14 protein-coding genes are annotated in these 15,281 nt (G+C 60.1%); 6 read left to right on the top strand and 8 right to left on the bottom strand.

Features of this window, described 5'->3' with window-relative positions; translation table 11 throughout:
- Positions 1–17 precede the first annotated feature (17 nt).
- Complete coding sequence (locus tag ACR0J4_RS16205) at positions 18–1,193, bottom strand: acetyl-CoA C-acyltransferase family protein (protein WP_170643544.1); 1,176 nt, start codon at positions 1,191–1,193, stop codon at positions 18–20.
- 118 nt (positions 1,194–1,311) lie between these two features.
- Between ACR0J4_RS16205 and ACR0J4_RS16210 the strand changes: the two genes are divergently transcribed.
- From ACR0J4_RS16210 to ACR0J4_RS16235, 6 genes are all read left to right on the top strand, one after another.
- Positions 1,312–1,875, top strand: a complete 564-nt coding sequence (locus tag ACR0J4_RS16210; RefSeq protein WP_170643543.1) for an XRE family transcriptional regulator — start codon at positions 1,312–1,314, stop codon at positions 1,873–1,875.
- Between the two features lie 100 nt (positions 1,876–1,975).
- Positions 1,976–3,163 carry a glycine C-acetyltransferase gene (locus tag ACR0J4_RS16215; RefSeq protein WP_170643542.1) on the top strand — a complete coding sequence of 396 codons (1,188 nt, stop codon included), beginning with the start codon at positions 1,976–1,978 and terminating at the stop codon, positions 3,161–3,163.
- Positions 3,160–4,110, top strand: coding sequence for a cysteine synthase family protein (locus ACR0J4_RS16220; protein ID WP_170643541.1), 951 nt, complete (start codon positions 3,160–3,162; stop codon positions 4,108–4,110). Before ACR0J4_RS16215 ends, ACR0J4_RS16220 begins: the two co-directional genes overlap by 4 nt.
- 19 nt (positions 4,111–4,129) lie before the next feature.
- Complete coding sequence (gene tdh, locus ACR0J4_RS16225) at positions 4,130–5,158, top strand: L-threonine 3-dehydrogenase (protein ID WP_170643627.1); 1,029 nt, start codon at positions 4,130–4,132, stop codon at positions 5,156–5,158.
- 64 nt (positions 5,159–5,222) lie between these two features.
- Complete coding sequence (locus ACR0J4_RS16230; RefSeq protein ID WP_170643540.1) at positions 5,223–6,098, top strand: tryptophan 2,3-dioxygenase; 876 nt, start codon at positions 5,223–5,225, stop codon at positions 6,096–6,098.
- Positions 6,098–6,928, top strand: coding sequence for an alpha/beta hydrolase (locus ACR0J4_RS16235; protein WP_170643539.1), 831 nt, complete (start codon positions 6,098–6,100; stop codon positions 6,926–6,928). The genes ACR0J4_RS16230 and ACR0J4_RS16235 overlap by 1 nt, the downstream gene beginning before the upstream one ends.
- A 37-nt stretch (positions 6,929–6,965) precedes the next feature.
- Here the strand turns inward: ACR0J4_RS16235 and ACR0J4_RS16240 are convergent, their stop codons facing one another.
- The 7 genes from ACR0J4_RS16240 to pip form a co-directional block, all read right to left on the bottom strand.
- On the bottom strand, positions 6,966–7,730 hold the full coding sequence (locus ACR0J4_RS16240) for a caspase family protein (protein WP_170643538.1): 765 nt from the start codon (positions 7,728–7,730) through the stop codon (positions 6,966–6,968).
- 260 nt (positions 7,731–7,990) lie between these two features.
- Positions 7,991–10,465, bottom strand: a complete 2,475-nt coding sequence (infB, locus tag ACR0J4_RS16245) for a translation initiation factor IF-2 (RefSeq protein ID WP_170643537.1) — start codon at positions 10,463–10,465, stop codon at positions 7,991–7,993.
- Between the two features lie 8 nt (positions 10,466–10,473).
- Positions 10,474–11,097 (bottom strand): RNA-binding protein, encoded by a 624-nt coding sequence (locus ACR0J4_RS16250; protein WP_170643626.1) that lies wholly within the window; start codon positions 11,095–11,097, stop codon positions 10,474–10,476.
- Between the two features lie 23 nt (positions 11,098–11,120).
- A complete protein-coding gene (nusA, locus tag ACR0J4_RS16255) occupies positions 11,121–12,731 on the bottom strand; it encodes a transcription termination factor NusA (RefSeq protein WP_170463030.1) in 1,611 nt (536 codons plus the stop codon).
- Entirely contained in the window at positions 12,731–13,321 is a 591-nt protein-coding gene (gene rimP / locus ACR0J4_RS16260; protein WP_170379971.1) for a ribosome maturation factor RimP, read from the bottom strand. Before rimP ends, nusA begins: the two co-directional genes overlap by 1 nt.
- 160 nt (positions 13,322–13,481) lie before the next feature.
- The gene (locus ACR0J4_RS16265) at positions 13,482–14,300 is read right to left on the bottom strand and encodes an ABC transporter substrate-binding protein (protein ID WP_170643536.1); all 819 of its coding nucleotides are present in this window, start codon (positions 14,298–14,300) and stop codon (positions 13,482–13,484) included.
- Positions 14,297–15,274 (bottom strand): prolyl aminopeptidase, encoded by a 978-nt coding sequence (pip, locus tag ACR0J4_RS16270; protein ID WP_170550297.1) that lies wholly within the window; start codon positions 15,272–15,274, stop codon positions 14,297–14,299. The genes ACR0J4_RS16265 and pip overlap by 4 nt, the downstream gene beginning before the upstream one ends.
- Positions 15,275–15,281 lie beyond the last annotated feature (7 nt).

Here is a 15,281-nt window from a genome sequence, read left to right on the forward strand (position 1 = left end):
CCCTGCCCAACTCGAGGTCAGAGCCGCTCTATGGCAATCGCAATACCCTGACCACCGCCGATACACATGGTGATCAGACCTTTGGAGCCTCCAGTCCGTTCCAACTCATACAAAGCCTTCAGCGTGATGATCGCACCAGTCGCACCCACCGGGTGACCCAACGCAATCGCACCACCGTTCGGGTTTACCTTGGCGGCATCTAGACCCAGCTCTTTATTCACGGCCAGAGCCTGCGAAGCAAAGGCTTCGTTGCTTTCGATCACGTCGAAGTCTTCCACCGTCAGGCCGGTCTTGGCGAGCAGGTTTTGCACAGCAGGCACCGGACCGATGCCCATCACCTCGGGGCGGACACCGGCGTGGCCGTAACCCAGAATACGCGCTTTCGGCTTCAGACCAGCCTTCTCGGCCGCGTCTGCCGTGGCAAGAACCATCGCCGCCGCACCGTCATTGATGCCTGAGGCGTTACCCGCCGTGACGCGGCCATCTTTCTTGAACGCTGGACGTAGACCCGCCAGCGCCTCAATCGAGGTCGCCTTGGGATGCTCATCGACCATGAAATCAACCATGTCGCGCTTAACCTTGACCTGAACCGGCGCGATCTGGCTCTGGAATAATCCTGCCTCAATGGCCGCTGCGGCACGGGTCTGGCTGGTTAGAGCAAACTCATCCATCTGCTCGCGTGTGACCTGATGCTCATCGGCGACGTTCTCAGCCGTCACACCCATATGACCGGTGCCAAAGGGGCAGTTCAACGCGCCCAGCATCATGTCGAGCGACTTGATATCGCCCATCTTGGCACCCCAGCGCGCCTGCTGCAGGATGTAGGGGCTGCGCGACATGCTCTCAGCCCCACCAGCCACAGCAAATTCGGCATCACCCAGCATCAGCGATTGTACCGCCGATACAATCGCCTGCGCCCCCGATCCACACAGACGGTTCACGTTCATCGCGGGAGTCTCGACCGGGATACCTGCCTGTTTGGCCGCCGCACGCGACAGATACATGTCGCGCGGTTCGGTGTTGATCACATGGCCAAAAACAACATTGCCAATCTGGCCGCCTTCGACGCCCGACTTCTCCATTGCGGCTTCGGTCACAACGGTCGCCAGATCAATCGGTGCGGTCGAGGCCAGAGCGCCCCCAAACGTTCCAACAGCCGTACGGGCCCCATCCAGAATGACGATATCTTTCATGTCTCTTCTCCTCTTGGATTTGGCGGCACTATTACGCCCAGTTGGCGCGTTGTCCTATACGACGTACCGTCACAAGCAGAATTGACAACCCACCGTGAAAAGCGCATCAGATTCCGTCATGACGGAAGACACAGACGATATCCTGACCCTTCTGCCCGCCCGCCTGAAAGAGGCGCGTCGCGCCAAGGGCCTTTCGCTGGAAGCTGTTGCCAATCTCAGCGGCGTATCTCGATCAATGGTCAGTCAGATCGAACGGGGCGAAAGCAGCCCGACCATCTCAACCCTGTGGAACCTGACACGGGCCTTGCAGGTGGATTTCGCAGGGCTGCTGGAAGAGACCAAAACCTCGGACCAGATCGAGGTTCTGCGCCAGGCCGAGGTGCCCAGCATCGACAATATGGGACAGAACTGCCGCATCCGTATCCTGTCGCCCCCGGAAGAGGCCGGAGGGAATGAGGTCTACGACATCCGCTTTGACCACGACGGCACACTGAACAGCCAGCCGCATGCCCGCGGCACACGTGAACAGTTGACGGTTCTGGAAGGCGCGGTGCGCGTCACCTCGGGCACTGCGATATCTGAGATGCAACAGGGCGACACCGCCCGATATGCAGCTGATGTGACCCATTCCATTGCTTCGAAAGGCCCCGCGCGGGTCTTTCTGATCGTCAAAAACGCCTAAGTTCCGCCTTCACGGAAATTTTTCCCGTATAGTGTAATTCTCCTATTTGGGAATTGTATCCGTTATGTTAGACATCCGACTCAGATGAACGGAGGTCGCCATGGCAGATGCATTCCTGTCCCATATCACGGACACCCTCGCGCAGATCGAATCCGAAGGTCTGTATAAACGCGAACGCATGATTACATCGCCTCAGGGCGGCGAAATCACCGTGGGCGACAAGCAGGTCATCAACCTGTGCGCCAACAACTATCTGGGTCTGGCCGATCATCCCGCGTTGATCGACGCCGCCACAGATGCAATGGGCTCCAAAGGGTTCGGCATGGCCTCGGTCCGGTTTATCTGCGGCACGCAAGACATTCACCGCGAGCTGGAACAGAAGCTGGCCGAGTTCCTGAACAAGGATGACTCGATCCTGTTCGCCGCCTGTTTCGACGCGAACGGGGGGCTGTTCGAACCCCTTCTCGGCCCCGAGGACGCAATCATCTCGGACAGTCTGAACCACGCCTCGATCATCGACGGGGTACGGTTGTGCAAGGCCAAGCGCTATCGCTATCTGAACAACGACATGAACGACCTTGAGGCCTGGCTTAAACAGGCGCGCGAGGATGGGGCGCGGCATATCATGATCGCGACTGATGGCGTGTTTTCAATGGATGGTTACCTCGCCAACCTGCCGAAAATCCGTGAGCTGGCCGATAAATACGACGCCATAGTCATGGTCGATGATTGCCACGCCACCGGGTTTATGGGACCGAACGGCGCGGGCACACCTGATCATTTCGGTGTCGATGTCGACATCCTGACGGGAACCCTGGGAAAGGCACTTGGAGGGGCAATCGGCGGTTACATCGCCGGGCCGCAGCCAGTGATCGACCTGCTACGGCAGCGGGCGCGGCCCTATCTGTTCTCGAACTCGCTGCCGCCCTCCATCGTCGCCGCCGGGATTGAGGCTATCCGTCTGGTCCAACAAGGCGACGTGCTGCGCGCGCAGCTGTTCGGAAACGCCAAATACTGGCGGGCGGGGCTGGAGGAGCTGGGTTTTGACCTTTTGCCCGGTGAACACCCGATCATTCCCGTCATGCTGGGCGATGCGACATTGGCGCAGGACATGGCGGCTCGGTTGTTTGATGAAGGTGTCTATGTATCGGGCTTCTTCTTCCCTGTGGTCCCGCGCGGGCAGGCCCGGATCAGAACCCAGATGAACGCCGCACTGACGCGGCAGGAGCTTCACCAGGCGCTTGCCGCTTTTGAGAAAGTCGGCAAAGAGCTTGGGGTCATCAAATGACCCTTGCCTCTGTCATCGACGCCATCGGCAATACCCCTTTGGTGGACCTGTCGCGAATCTGCCAGCAGCTTCAGCTGGACGGTCGCATTCTGGCCAAGCTGGATTATCTGTTGCCCGGTTTCTCGAAAAAGGACCGCGCGGCGAAATCCATCATCGAAATGGCCCGCGCCGACGGAACGCTTGCGCCGGGCCAAACTGTGGTCGAGCTGACCTCGGGCAATATGGGAACCGGTCTGGCGATTGTCTGCGGAGTCATGGGCCATCCCTTTGTCGCGGTGATGAGCGCCGGGAACTCGGTCGAGCGCGTGCGTATGATGCGGGCGCTGGGGGCCGAGGTGCTCATCGTGCCTCAGGCCCCGGGCAGCAAACCCGGAGAGGTTTCGGGCGCTGATCTGGCGCTGGTCGATGAGGCGGCGCAGAAAATCACAGCAGAACGCGGCGCGTTTCGCGCGGATCAGTTTGGCCACTCCGGCAACCCCAAAGCACATACAACAGGCACCGGGCCGGAAATCTGGGACCAATCGGCTGGCGCTGTCACGGCCTTCTGCGACTTTGCCGGATCAGGTGGCACCCTGGCCGGAGCTGCTGCGTTTTTCGCCCCGCATGGCGTGCGGTGCTATGCCATCGAACCCGAAGGTGCACGGGCCTTGGCCGGTGAGGCCGTCGACACGCCCGATCACCCGATACAGGGTGGCGGCTATGCCATGGCTGACCTGGCCCATATGAACGGCGCCCCTCTCGCCGGGCACCTTTCGGTATCAGGCAATGCGGCCCGAGATTGCGCCCGGCTGCTCGCACGCAGCGAAGGGATCTTTGCCGGATACTCAGCCGGTGCGAACCTTGCTGGTGCGATCGAGCTGCTGCGCGGCCCGGAGCGTGGCGGCTGCGTCGCGATCGTCATTTGCGACAGTGGCCTGAAATACCTGTCCACCGATTTATGGGAGTAGTGCAATGCGTCCCAACACAATGAAAGCACTGGAAAAATCCGAACCCAAGGAAGGCCTGTGGATGATCCAAGCCCCGGTGCCCGAGATCGGCTCGGATGAGGTGCTGATCCGGATCAACAAGACCGGCATCTGCGGGACCGACATTCATATCTGGAACTGGGATGATTGGGCGGCGGCAACCGTGCCCGTTCCGATGATCACCGGCCATGAATTCGCCGGTGAGATCGTTGAGATCGGCCGCAATGTAACCGGGCTTGAGATCGGGCAGCGCTGCTCGGGCGAGGGGCACCTGATCGGAACAGACAGCCGTCAGAGCCGCGCCGGCAAGTTCCACCTCGATCCCGGCACGCGCGGAATTGGCGTCAACGAACAAGGCGCGTTTGCGCAATACCTGAAACTGCCAGCCTTCAATGTCGTCCCCCTGCCCGACGACGTGCCAGACGAAATCGGAGCCATTCTCGACCCGCTGGGAAATGCCGTTCACACCGCGCTCAGCTTTGATCTGCTGGGCGAGGATGTGCTGATAACGGGCGCTGGACCGATTGGCATCATGGCCGCTGCCGTCGCTCGCCACGCAGGCGCCCGCAACGTGGTCATCACCGACATCAACCCCGACCGCCTGAAACTGGCCGAACATGTTGTGCCAACAGTCCGCGCAGTCGATGTCTCCAAAGAGGACCTGCAGGATGTCATCGCCGAGTTGGGATTGAAGGAAGGCTTTGATGTGGGGCTGGAAATGTCCGGCTCACAAATCGCGCTGGACCAGATGGTCGAGGCGCTGGTGATGGGCGGCAAGATCGCTCTGCTGGGTATTCCGCCCGGCAAATCCCCTGTCGATTGGTCCCGCATCGTGTTCAAGGCCATCACCATCAAGGGCGTCTACGGGCGTGAGATGTTCGAGACCTGGTACAAGATGATCGCCATGCTGCAAAACGGTCTGGATGTCAGCCGCGTGATCACCCATCAGATGAAAGTCGACGATTTTGCCGAAGGGTTTACCGCCATGAAATCCGGCCAATCCGGCAAGGTGGTGCTGGACTGGACCTGACCCTCTGGCGCTGCGCGGGCTGACCCCTTACACATCGGGGAACCTCAGGCGTTTGGAGGAGCAAATGAGCGACACTGACAGGTATCTGGAACGCGGGATCGAAGACTCTCTGGTCACCGATTTCACGGAAACCCATCGCAAAAGCTATGGCGATTTTCTGCAACTCAAGACCCTGCTGAACCTGCAGAAGACGTTTCAGGACCCCGCCCAGCCCGACGAGATGTTGTTCATCATCATCCATCAGGTCAGCGAGCTGTGGCTGAAACTGATGCACCATCAACTGGTCGAGGTGCGCCGCTTCCTGCAGCAGGACGCGTTTGGTCCGGCGATGAAAAACCTCGACCGCATCAAAGCCATCCAACATCAGTTGATCGCGGCCTGGGAAACTCTGCTGACCATGACGCCCGCCGACTACATGACCTTCCGCAACGCTTTGGGCAGTTCCTCCGGGTTCCAAAGCTATGGCTACCGCCAGATCGAGTTCATTCTGGGCAACAAGGACCCCTCGACCCTGAAGGTTCACGCCCATGATCCCGAAGTCATGGAGATGCTGAATGCAGCCCTTACAAAGCCGTCGCTCTATGACGAGGTGCTGCACATGCTGGCCCGTCAGGGTTTTGACGTGCCACAGGACTTACTGGAACGGGACTATGCGCAGCCCTACTCCGGCGATCCTCGGGTAGTGAAAATCTGGGTTCAGGTCTTTCGCGAGACCGAAAAACACTGGGAGCTTTATGCGCTGGCAGAGAAGCTGATGGATGTAGAATGCCTGTTCCAACGGTGGCGGTTCGATCACGCGACCGCCGTTGAACGTGTCATCGGGATGCAGCCGGGAACAGGAGGCTCCAGCGGCGTCGGCTTCTTACGCAAAGCATTGGAATTGCGCTTCTTCCACGATTTGTATGATATGCGCACACAACTGATCTATGCGGGGGACTGATGCTGTATCGCGGGTTTTCACAGGCTGAATTGGAACAGGAATATTCGCCGAGATCAATGATCGGTGGTGATCTGACGCCTTACATTGCCAGCTATAGCGCCCTCAGTGCGCATGCGAGGGCCAGTCTGACGGTTCAGGAAAATCTGTCCTATGATGCAGGCCCCGCACAGGTTCTGGATTATTTCCCGGCGGCCGAGGCAGGCGCGCCGCTGCATGTGTTTATCCATGGCGGCTATTGGCAGGCCCTTAGCCAGCGCGAGTCCGCCATGATGGCGCCAGCGCTGATTGAAGCGGGCCATGCTTTTGCAACGTTGAACTACACCCTGGCCCCAGATGCCCGCATCGCGGACATGATCGATGAGTGCCGTGATGCGCTACTCTGGCTGGCGTCGCAGGCTGAGTCCCTGGGGTTTGATCCGACCCGGATCACCTTGTCAGGGCACAGCGCCGGTGCGCAATTGGCCAGCATGGTTATGGCGCAGTCTGCAAACGCTCTGGCCCGCGCCGGCTTGAGGTTGCGCGACGTGATCCTGATCAGCGGCGTCTACGATCTGGAACCGATCAGCCTGACCTCGGTCAACGATCCGCTGCAACTGACACCGGTTGAGGTCAACGACCTGTCCCCCATACGCCACGTACCCCGACCCGGACCCCGCTACCACGTCACTGTGGCCGAGAGGGACACACCGGAATTCATCCGCCAAAGCCGCGACTACGCCGAACACCTGCGAAAGGCCGGGCATTCTGTCAGCTTCGATCTGAAAAAAGGGATGCAGCATTTCGACATCATCATGCATCCGGGGACGTTCACAGCTTCAAAGCAGCAGTGAACGTCCTAGTCTTCGCGATGCACGGGGCTGGCACCTGTCAATTCAAACTCGGGTCCTTGATGCCAATTCGTATGTTCAGGGATGACCGGGCCCAAGGGGATTGCACTCCGTCCGTTTCGCCAATCACTTCCGTGCGCACCTGATCAAACATCTGCTCAAGAGTTAAACCTCGGGTCCCGATCGCGCGCGCAATGGCTGCTGTGTAAGGGCTGTTAGTCCCAGTCCCGTCCAGTGCGACGTCGCCGGGTCCGGTGGCATAAGCGATCAGGTTGTTGGTGCGGGCTGTCATACGCGCAAGCCCGTCGCCGACATCAAGTGCACCGTCCGTTTCACCACCAAAAGGATTGTCGCGGCACGCGTCCAGAATCATGACACTCACGGCCTGGGGTGTGTGAATGCGATCCAGAACCCACTCGGCCGGGACAGCCTGATCCGCAATATCAGCCTCGGACTGAATGTTCACGCCCAGTGGAAGCAGGTAGTTGAAATCATCACTGCGCACGCCGTGCCCGGCAAAATAGAACACCGCCAAAGCCTCGGACCCCGCGGCGCGCACGGTACTGGCAAAGGCTTCGACCTCCTGCTCCATCTCAGCGCGGCTTGCATCCGTCAGAGTCGTGACCGTAAATCCCGCGCCGCGCAGCTCTTCGCTCATCAAGCGCGCGTCGTTCACAGGGTTGTCCAGCGCCGGGACAGTTGTGTACCCAGCATTCCCGATCACGAGGGCAAACCGTTCATGCGCCAATGCGGGTCCGGCGATCAGGGTGATGACAAAGCAGAGTGCTGTAAAAATACGCGTCAAATCTATCTCCAAATCCTGTCGAACGAGAGAAGCAGGTCTCTTCCTTTAGTCCTTGAGTGCTGCGGGTCCGTTCAATGACGACCAACAGTAAATCAAGACCGGGCCTCGAAAGTCCACATACGAACTTGTTACAGCCCCCTGCATAGCTTGAATGTAACGAGGAACACGTTGCACCAAAAAATAGACGTAGATCGCGATTTACCAAAAAAAACAGCGGCCCAAGTCGAGCCGCTGTTTTCAAACTTACTTGCAGAACCGGATCAGTCCAGCGTGCGGGTGACTTCTTCGCGCTCGAAGATTTCGATCACGTCGCCTGCGCGGATATCGTCGTAGTTCTCGAACGCCATACCGCATTCCTGACCCGACTGAACCTCGGCCACTTCGTCCTTGAAGCGCTTCAGCGTCTTCAGCGTGCCTTCGTGGATCACCACGTTGTCGCGCAGCAGACGGACACCTGCGGAGCGGCGGGCAACGCCTTCGGTGACCAGACAGCCAGCGACCTTGCCGACGCCAGTGACCTTGAAGACTTCGCGGATCTCGGCGTAACCGATGAACTTCTCGCGGATCTCGGCGCTTAGCAGGCCGGATGCGGCCGCTTTCACATCATCCACGAGGTCATAGATCACCGAATAATAGCGAATCTCGACACCCTTCTGGTTCGCGGTGTTCCGCGCCGATGCGTTGGCACGGACGTTGAACCCGAAGATCGGTGCGCCGGAGGCTTCTGCCAGACCGACATCCGTCTCGGTGATCGCACCCACGCCCGAGTGCAGAACGCGCACGCGCACTTCGTCGTTGCCGATCTTCTCCATCGCCTGAACGATGGCTTCGGCCGAACCTTGTACGTCCGCCTTCATCAGAATCGGCAGCTCGGTGACGTTTTCGTCTTCCTTGGCTTTCTGCATCAGCTGCTCAAGGGTGGTCGCGGCACCGGCGGCGGCGCGTTTGTCCTTGGCGGCTTGCTCGCGATAGGCAGCAATCTCACGGGCTTGCGCTTCGGTCTCGGTCACGTTCAGAACGTCACCGGCTTCGGGCGTACCGTTGAGACCCAGAACCTCGACCGGAACCGAGGGGCCAGCTTCCTTGACGCGGTCACCCTTGTCGTTGATCAGCGCACGCACCTTACCGTATTGCTCACCCACAACGAAGATATCGCCCTGACGCAGCGTGCCATTCTGAACCAGAACTGTGGCGACGGGGCCGCGGCCCACATCCAGCTGCGCCTCGATCACGGCACCTTGGGCGGCGCGGTCGGGGTTGGCTTTCAGTTCCAGAATTTCGGCCTGCAGTGCGATGGCTTCCAGCAGTTCGTCCAGACCCTGACCGGTGATGGCGGAGACTTCGACGTCCTGAACATCACCCGACATTTTCTCGACGATTACTTCATGCTGCAGCAGATCGGTCCGCACCTTGTCCGGGTTTGCATCGGGCTTGTCGACCTTGTTGATCGCCACGATCATCGGCACTCCGGCCGCTTTGGCGTGGTTGATCGCCTCGATGGTCTGCGGCATCACGGCGTCGTCAGCCGCAACAACCAGAACCACGATATCCGTGACCTGAGCACCGCGCGAACGCATCGAGGTAAACGCCGCGTGGCCCGGGGTATCCAGGAAGGTCAGCGTGGTGCCGCCATCGGTTTTCACCTGATAGGCGCCGATGTGCTGGGTGATGCCACCGGCCTCACCTGCCACAACGCGCGCGTCGCGGATTGCATCCAGCAGCGAAGTCTTACCGTGGTCAACGTGACCCATGATGGTGATGACCGGCGGACGCGGCTGCAGATCGTCTTCGCTGTCTTCGACCTCTTTGATGACGTCTTCAACATCCGAATCGGAGACACGAGTGACCTTGTGGCCAAACTCTTCGATGATCAGTTCCGCAGTGTCAGCGTCGATGGTCTGGTTCTGAGTAACCATCATGCCCATCTGCATCAGCGACTTAACAACATCAGCCACACGTTCGGCCATACGGTTGGCGAGCTCAGAGACCATGATGGCCTCGGGCAGCTGAACGTCACGAATGACCTTTTCGCGTTCGACCGAACCGCCCATAGCTTTCTGACGCGCACGCTCCTGCTTGCGCTTCATCGCTGCCATCGAGCGTTGGCGGTTACCTTCGCCACCGGTGGCCTGACCCAGTGTCAGCTTGCCCGAACGGCGGTTGTCGTCACGGCCTTTGCCACGACCACGCTGTTCACGCTCACGATCCTGTTTGCGCGGAGCAGCCGCAGGCGCAGGCTTGCTGGCCGGGCTACGGGCCGCTTTGGGCTCTTCCGGGGCCGGGGCGGCAGCCGCGCGTTTGGCAGCTTCTTCCGCCTCTTGGCGCTTACGCTCTTCCTCTTCGGCCTTGGCACGGGCTTTCTCTTCGGCCTCACGCTGTTCGCGTTCCTTGGCCTCTTGTTCCGCACGGCGCCGGGCGCGTTCTTCTTCACGCGCCTTTTCGGCTGCCTCACGGGCGGCGGCCTCTTCGACCTCGCGCGCTTTGGCGGCTTGCAATGCCTTCATCCGGCGGGCCATTTCCGCGTCGGAGATCCCGGCAGGACGGCGCGACGGATCACCCGAGGGCGTTGCTCCGCTACCCGGCTTTCCGGCACCCGGCTTGGGGACCACCACGCGTTTGCGTTTGGTTTCCACCACGACATTCTTGGTGCGTCCGTGGCTGAAACTCTGTTTCACATTTCCGGGGCGCGCCCCGCCACGAAGACCCAATGTCTTTTTGCCGTCATTATCGCTCATAAAGCTTCTTACCCTTCCGCGCGGCCCCTGCCGCCGTCATCCGTTTCGCGCAAGCCACGCAGGCGCTGCGCTTCCTCTACAACACGTTTGGCGAGTCCGCCAGAGGCCAGCGCCGCATGAATCACGGTTTGGCGCCCAAATGCCGCCCCTAACTCGTCCGCCGTGAGCCATCCGATGTATTTTCCGAAGTGCGGTGTGCTGAGTTTCGACTTACCGCGCCCCGATCCATCGCTGGCCTGAATCAGTACCTGAGCCTCTTCCCGGTCCAGCCACGTCTTGACCTTCTCGTATCCGGCGACCGCATCGCCGGACTTACGCGCCAGGCTGAGAAGCTCAACCACACGACGCGCGACTTGTTTTTCGACCTCATCGGCCAGGTCCGCTTGGGCCGAGACCTGCGCCTTGAACCCGCGCGAGAACAGCTTTTTGCTGACCGCCCTGTCCAAGGCTGCGCGATCTGCCGCCACATAGACCCCACGCCCCGGCAATTTCGCCGCGACATCGGGATAGACCTGCCCATCCGGCCCCGTCACAAAGCGGATCAGCCCGTATTTGGGCTGAACCTCGCCCGTGGCGATGCACTTGCGCTCAGGTCCCTCGGACCGATCCTTATGGACGCCACCGCGACCCATCTCAGCCACCCGAGGCCCTGAGATCAGGCCTCAGCCTCCTCTTCGGCTTCGACGTCTTCTTCTGCCTGCTCCAGCTCGGCAGGATCAACCCAGCCCAACATGATCCGAGCAGTCATGACCAGATCCTGCGCCTCTTCCAGCGTTACGCCGAACGGCTCAAGCACACCGTCATCCTTGATACGCTCACCATCGACAGTGGTCCAGCCACCGGCCAGTTCCCAGTCGGCACAAGTTGCGAAGTCTTCCAGAGTCTTCACATCATCCTTGGCCAGCGCTTCTACCATCTGGGGTGTCAGGCCTTCGAATTCAATAAGGCTGTCCTCGGCGCCCAGAGCGCGCGCGGCATCCAACGCGGCTTTGGCCTGAGCCTCAAGGAAATCGCGGGCACGGGCCTGCAGTTCCTGCGCGGTGCCTTCGTCGACGCCGTCGATGACCAGCAGTTCGTCCAGCTCAACATAGGCAACCTCTTCGAGGTTGGTGAAGCCTTCGGAAACCAGCAGCTGCGCAAAGAACTCGTCCAGATCCAGGCTGTCCATGAACAGCTGGGTGCGGGCTTCGAATTCTTTCTGACGACGCGCCGATTCCTCGGCTTCGGTCATGATGTCGATGTCCAGGTTGGTCAGCTGGCTGGCCAGACGCACATTCTGACCACGGCGACCGATTGCGAGCGAAAGCTGCTCTTCAGGGACAACCACTTCGATCTTGCCGGCTTCTTCGTCCAGAACAACCTTGGAGACCTCGGCGGGCTGCAGCGCGTTCACCAGGAAGGTCGGCTGATCTTCGTTCCACGGAATGATGTCGATCTTTTCGCCCTGCAGCTCGTTCACAACGGCCTGCACGCGGCTACCACGCATACCAACGCAGGCACCGACGGGGTCGATCGAGCCGTCATACGAGATCACAGCAATCTTGGCGCGCGAGCCGGGGTCACGGGCCACTGCCTTGACCTCAATGATGCCGTCATAGATTTCCGGCACTTCCATTTTGAACAGCTCGGCCATGAATTCCGGCGCGGTGCGCGACAGGAAAATCTGGTGGCCACGAACCTCGCGGCGAACTTCTTTGATGTATGCACGCACACGGTCATTCGGGCGATAGCTTTCGCGGCCAATCTTGTCATTGCGGCGCAGAACAGCCTCGGCACCGCCCAGATCGACGATGACGTTGCCAAATTCTTCGCGCTTGACCGCACCGTTGATGATGGTGCCTGCGCGATCCTTAAATTCTTCGTACTGACGGTCACGCTCGGCTTCGCGAACCTTCTGCAGAATCACCTGCTTGGCGGACTGAGCAGCAATACGGCCCATCTCAACTGGCGGCACTTCTTCCACGAAGACATCGCCAACCTCAGGCGATTCCATGTACTGACGCGCCTGCTCGACGGTCATCTCGGCCTGGTAGTTTTCCAGTTCCTCTTCCTCGACCACGGTGCGGACGCGGGTGAAAGTCGCCTTTCCGGTCTTGCGGTCGATGGAAACACGAATGTCCATTTCCGCGCCGTAACGGCTCTTGGCGGCACGGGCGAGCGATTCCTCCATCGCTTCGACAACCAGACCGGGGTCGATCATCTTTTCGCGGGCCACGGCCTCGGCGGTCTGCAGCAGCTCCAGCTGGTTGGCTGAGGTGATTGCCATCAGTTCGTCTCCTCTTCGGACCCTTCGGTCTCAATCTCGTCGAAAGCGTTTTCGTTCAGGGCGCCGGCGTCTTTGCGCTGGCGCAGCATTTCCTTGATCAGGTCATCGGTCAGGACCAGCTTGGCGTCGCTCAGCCAGTCGAATTGCAGACCGATGGTGATCGTCTCAGACCCCTCGGGGATGTTGATCAGAACCTCATCCCCTTCGATCCCGGCCAACTCACCCTTAAAGCGACGGCGACCGTCGATCAGTTCCGCGGTTTCGATCTTCGCCTCATAGCCTTCGAAATTTTCAAAGTCCTTGAGACGGGTCAGAGGGCGGTCGATACCGGGGCTGGAGACCTCCAGTGTATAGGCGTCAAGGATCGGGTCCTCGACATCCAGCGTGGCGCTGACTGCGTTGGAAATCTCGGCGCAGTCATCCACTTCGATACCGCCATCGGGCTTGTCGGCCATGATCTGCAGCGTGGTTTGCTTGCCGCTCATCAAACGGACGCGGACGAGTTCATACCCCAGATCCTCAATCACGGGGGTGATGATCTCGGCAAGTCGTCGGTCAATGGCCGCTTTGGCTATCAGGTCGTTTGTCATCAGGTTCTCTACCCTATCGATCGGGCACAAAAAAACGGGCGCGCGGCCCGTCGAATTTTCCGGTGGAGCCTTGGACCAGAAGTCCAACGCGCCGCTGTTGCAACTGCATATACGCAGGAGTTCCCGAGTCTGCAACCCCCGGCGCAATTCGTGATCGGAATTACGCCAACCACCACCGTTCGGCGATACGGCCATCATCCAGCGTCGCTTTGCCGATCTGCCTCGGCATCCCGACCTGAGCCGCCACGGCCAGCGCCATATCCGATTCGCTAGGGTAGTAGCGCAGCCCCCGTTGGGATTTAAGTTCGCCCCATTCGGGCAGGGCGGCAATGTCCACATATTCGTCACGCAAGGCTTCGGCGCGGACGCGCGCATCAGGGATCACGATGATTTCCACTGTATCGGCCCAACCGGCCTGACCGTCCTTGTAATGGCCGGCAACTTTGCGGCCCAGGAAATGACGCCCATCCTCGGCCCGCTCGACCCGGTAGCATCCGGTCCCGTTTGCCGCGTGCAGAGGCGTCACCGCTTGCCCATCGCGGGTTACGACAAACCGGCTGTCGGCCAGCAGGAAGGGAAGTCCGGGATTGGCCTCGGCCAGTTCCAGCCGCACGATATCAGCTGCTAGGACCTCGGCCTGCCCAAGTTCAGCCAGCACGGCCACAACATCATCGGCGTGCAGCGCCGTTCCATCGTGGAACGAGACGTCTTGGCGCAGATCAAACCGCCAGACACGCGCATTGTCTTCGGTCTGCCACCCTGTCGCCAACTCCCCACGCAATGTGCCATCCGGTGCGATCTCGCTCAGGGTATCGAACACGGCCCCACGGGCCAGCTGGTCCAAACTGCCATCGCGCGGAACTGCCAGCCGCAGCGCGCCACCTTTCTTCGGAGTATCGGCCAGCGACGCCCCCGTGGCTGCCAGCAACGCAGCGGCGGCACCCGAGGCAAACAGGGCACGACGGTCCATCCGGGTCATGCGGCCCCCTCGGCCACACGGTCCATGATGCGGACCAGCTCAGCACTTATTCCGGGTTCCGACAGGGCGTGGCCTGCATGGCGAACCATCTTCAGTTCTACATTAGGCCAACGCTCGGCCAAAGACCAAGCCGCCTGAGGCGGGCAGATCATGTCATAGCGCCCCTGCACGATATGTCCGGGGATATGCGCGATGCGAACCATCTGATCCAGAATCTGCCCGTCCTTCTGTAGAAAGGCACTGTTGGTGAAATAGTGATTCTCGAGCCGCGCAAAGGCCCGCGCATATTCACCGGGGCTTTCACCGGTCGATCCGTTGGAATGGATCGACGCCAGGGCGTTCTCCCACGCCGACCAAGCGCGCCCATATAGGACTTCGGTCGCCCGGTCGCCCGAGAATAGGCGTTTGTTGTAGGCCGCAATCGTGTCCGACAGCTCTTCCTCGGACAGCAGGGCGGTGAATTTTGCCCACTGCTCGGGCCAGAACTTGCCCGCGCCGCCGCCGTAGAACCAATCCAGCTCGGCCTGCGTCGCAAGAAAAACCCCGCGCAGGACTAGACGGCTGACGCGATCCGGATGCGCCTGCGCATAGATCAACGCCAGAGTCGCGCCCCAGCTACCGCCAAACACGGTCCATTCGTCAATATCCAACAGCGACCGCAGCCGCTCGATGTCCTCAACCAGATGCCACGTCGTGTTGTCTTCGACCGAAGCATGAGGCCGCGATTTCCCGCATCCGCGCTGATCAAACAGAATCACCCGGAAGACACGTGGATCAAAGTACCGCCGCATCGCAGGGCTGCAGCCACCGCCCGGCCCCCCATGCAGCACAACCACCGGCACCCCGTCGGGATTGCCACTTTGCTCCATATAAATCTGGTGCCCATCGCCCACACTGACCAACCGCTGATCAAATGGATCGATCGGCGGGTAGAGATATTGCACTGCGCGCTTTTGGTCCGGGTACTTGTCCATTATGGCC

Source organism: Ruegeria sp. B10 (assembly GCF_056539825.1).

Excerpts from the sequence above, each read along its gene's own strand:
- ACR0J4_RS16205 (WP_170643544.1), bottom strand. The coding sequence starts at position 1,193 with ATGAAAGATATCGTCATTCTGGATGGGGCCCGTACGGCTGTTGGAACG.
- ACR0J4_RS16210 (WP_170643543.1), top strand. The coding sequence starts at position 1,312 with ATGACGGAAGACACAGACGATATCCTGACCCTTCTGCCCGCCCGCCTG.
- ACR0J4_RS16215 (WP_170643542.1), top strand. The coding sequence starts at position 1,976 with ATGGCAGATGCATTCCTGTCCCATATCACGGACACCCTCGCGCAGATC.
- ACR0J4_RS16220 (WP_170643541.1), top strand. The coding sequence starts at position 3,160 with ATGACCCTTGCCTCTGTCATCGACGCCATCGGCAATACCCCTTTGGTG.
- tdh (WP_170643627.1), top strand. The coding sequence starts at position 4,130 with ATGAAAGCACTGGAAAAATCCGAACCCAAGGAAGGCCTGTGGATGATC.
- ACR0J4_RS16230 (WP_170643540.1), top strand. The coding sequence starts at position 5,223 with ATGAGCGACACTGACAGGTATCTGGAACGCGGGATCGAAGACTCTCTG.
- ACR0J4_RS16235 (WP_170643539.1), top strand. The coding sequence starts at position 6,098 with ATGCTGTATCGCGGGTTTTCACAGGCTGAATTGGAACAGGAATATTCG.
- infB (WP_170643537.1), bottom strand. The coding sequence starts at position 10,465 with ATGAGCGATAATGACGGCAAAAAGACATTGGGTCTTCGTGGCGGGGCG.
- ACR0J4_RS16250 (WP_170643626.1), bottom strand. The coding sequence starts at position 11,097 with ATGGGTCGCGGTGGCGTCCATAAGGATCGGTCCGAGGGACCTGAGCGC.
- nusA (WP_170463030.1), bottom strand. The coding sequence starts at position 12,731 with ATGGCAATCACCTCAGCCAACCAGCTGGAGCTGCTGCAGACCGCCGAG.
- rimP (WP_170379971.1), bottom strand. The coding sequence starts at position 13,321 with ATGACAAACGACCTGATAGCCAAAGCGGCCATTGACCGACGACTTGCC.
- ACR0J4_RS16265 (WP_170643536.1), bottom strand. The coding sequence starts at position 14,300 with ATGACCCGGATGGACCGTCGTGCCCTGTTTGCCTCGGGTGCCGCCGCT.
- pip (WP_170550297.1), bottom strand. The coding sequence starts at position 15,274 with ATGGACAAGTACCCGGACCAAAAGCGCGCAGTGCAATATCTCTACCCG.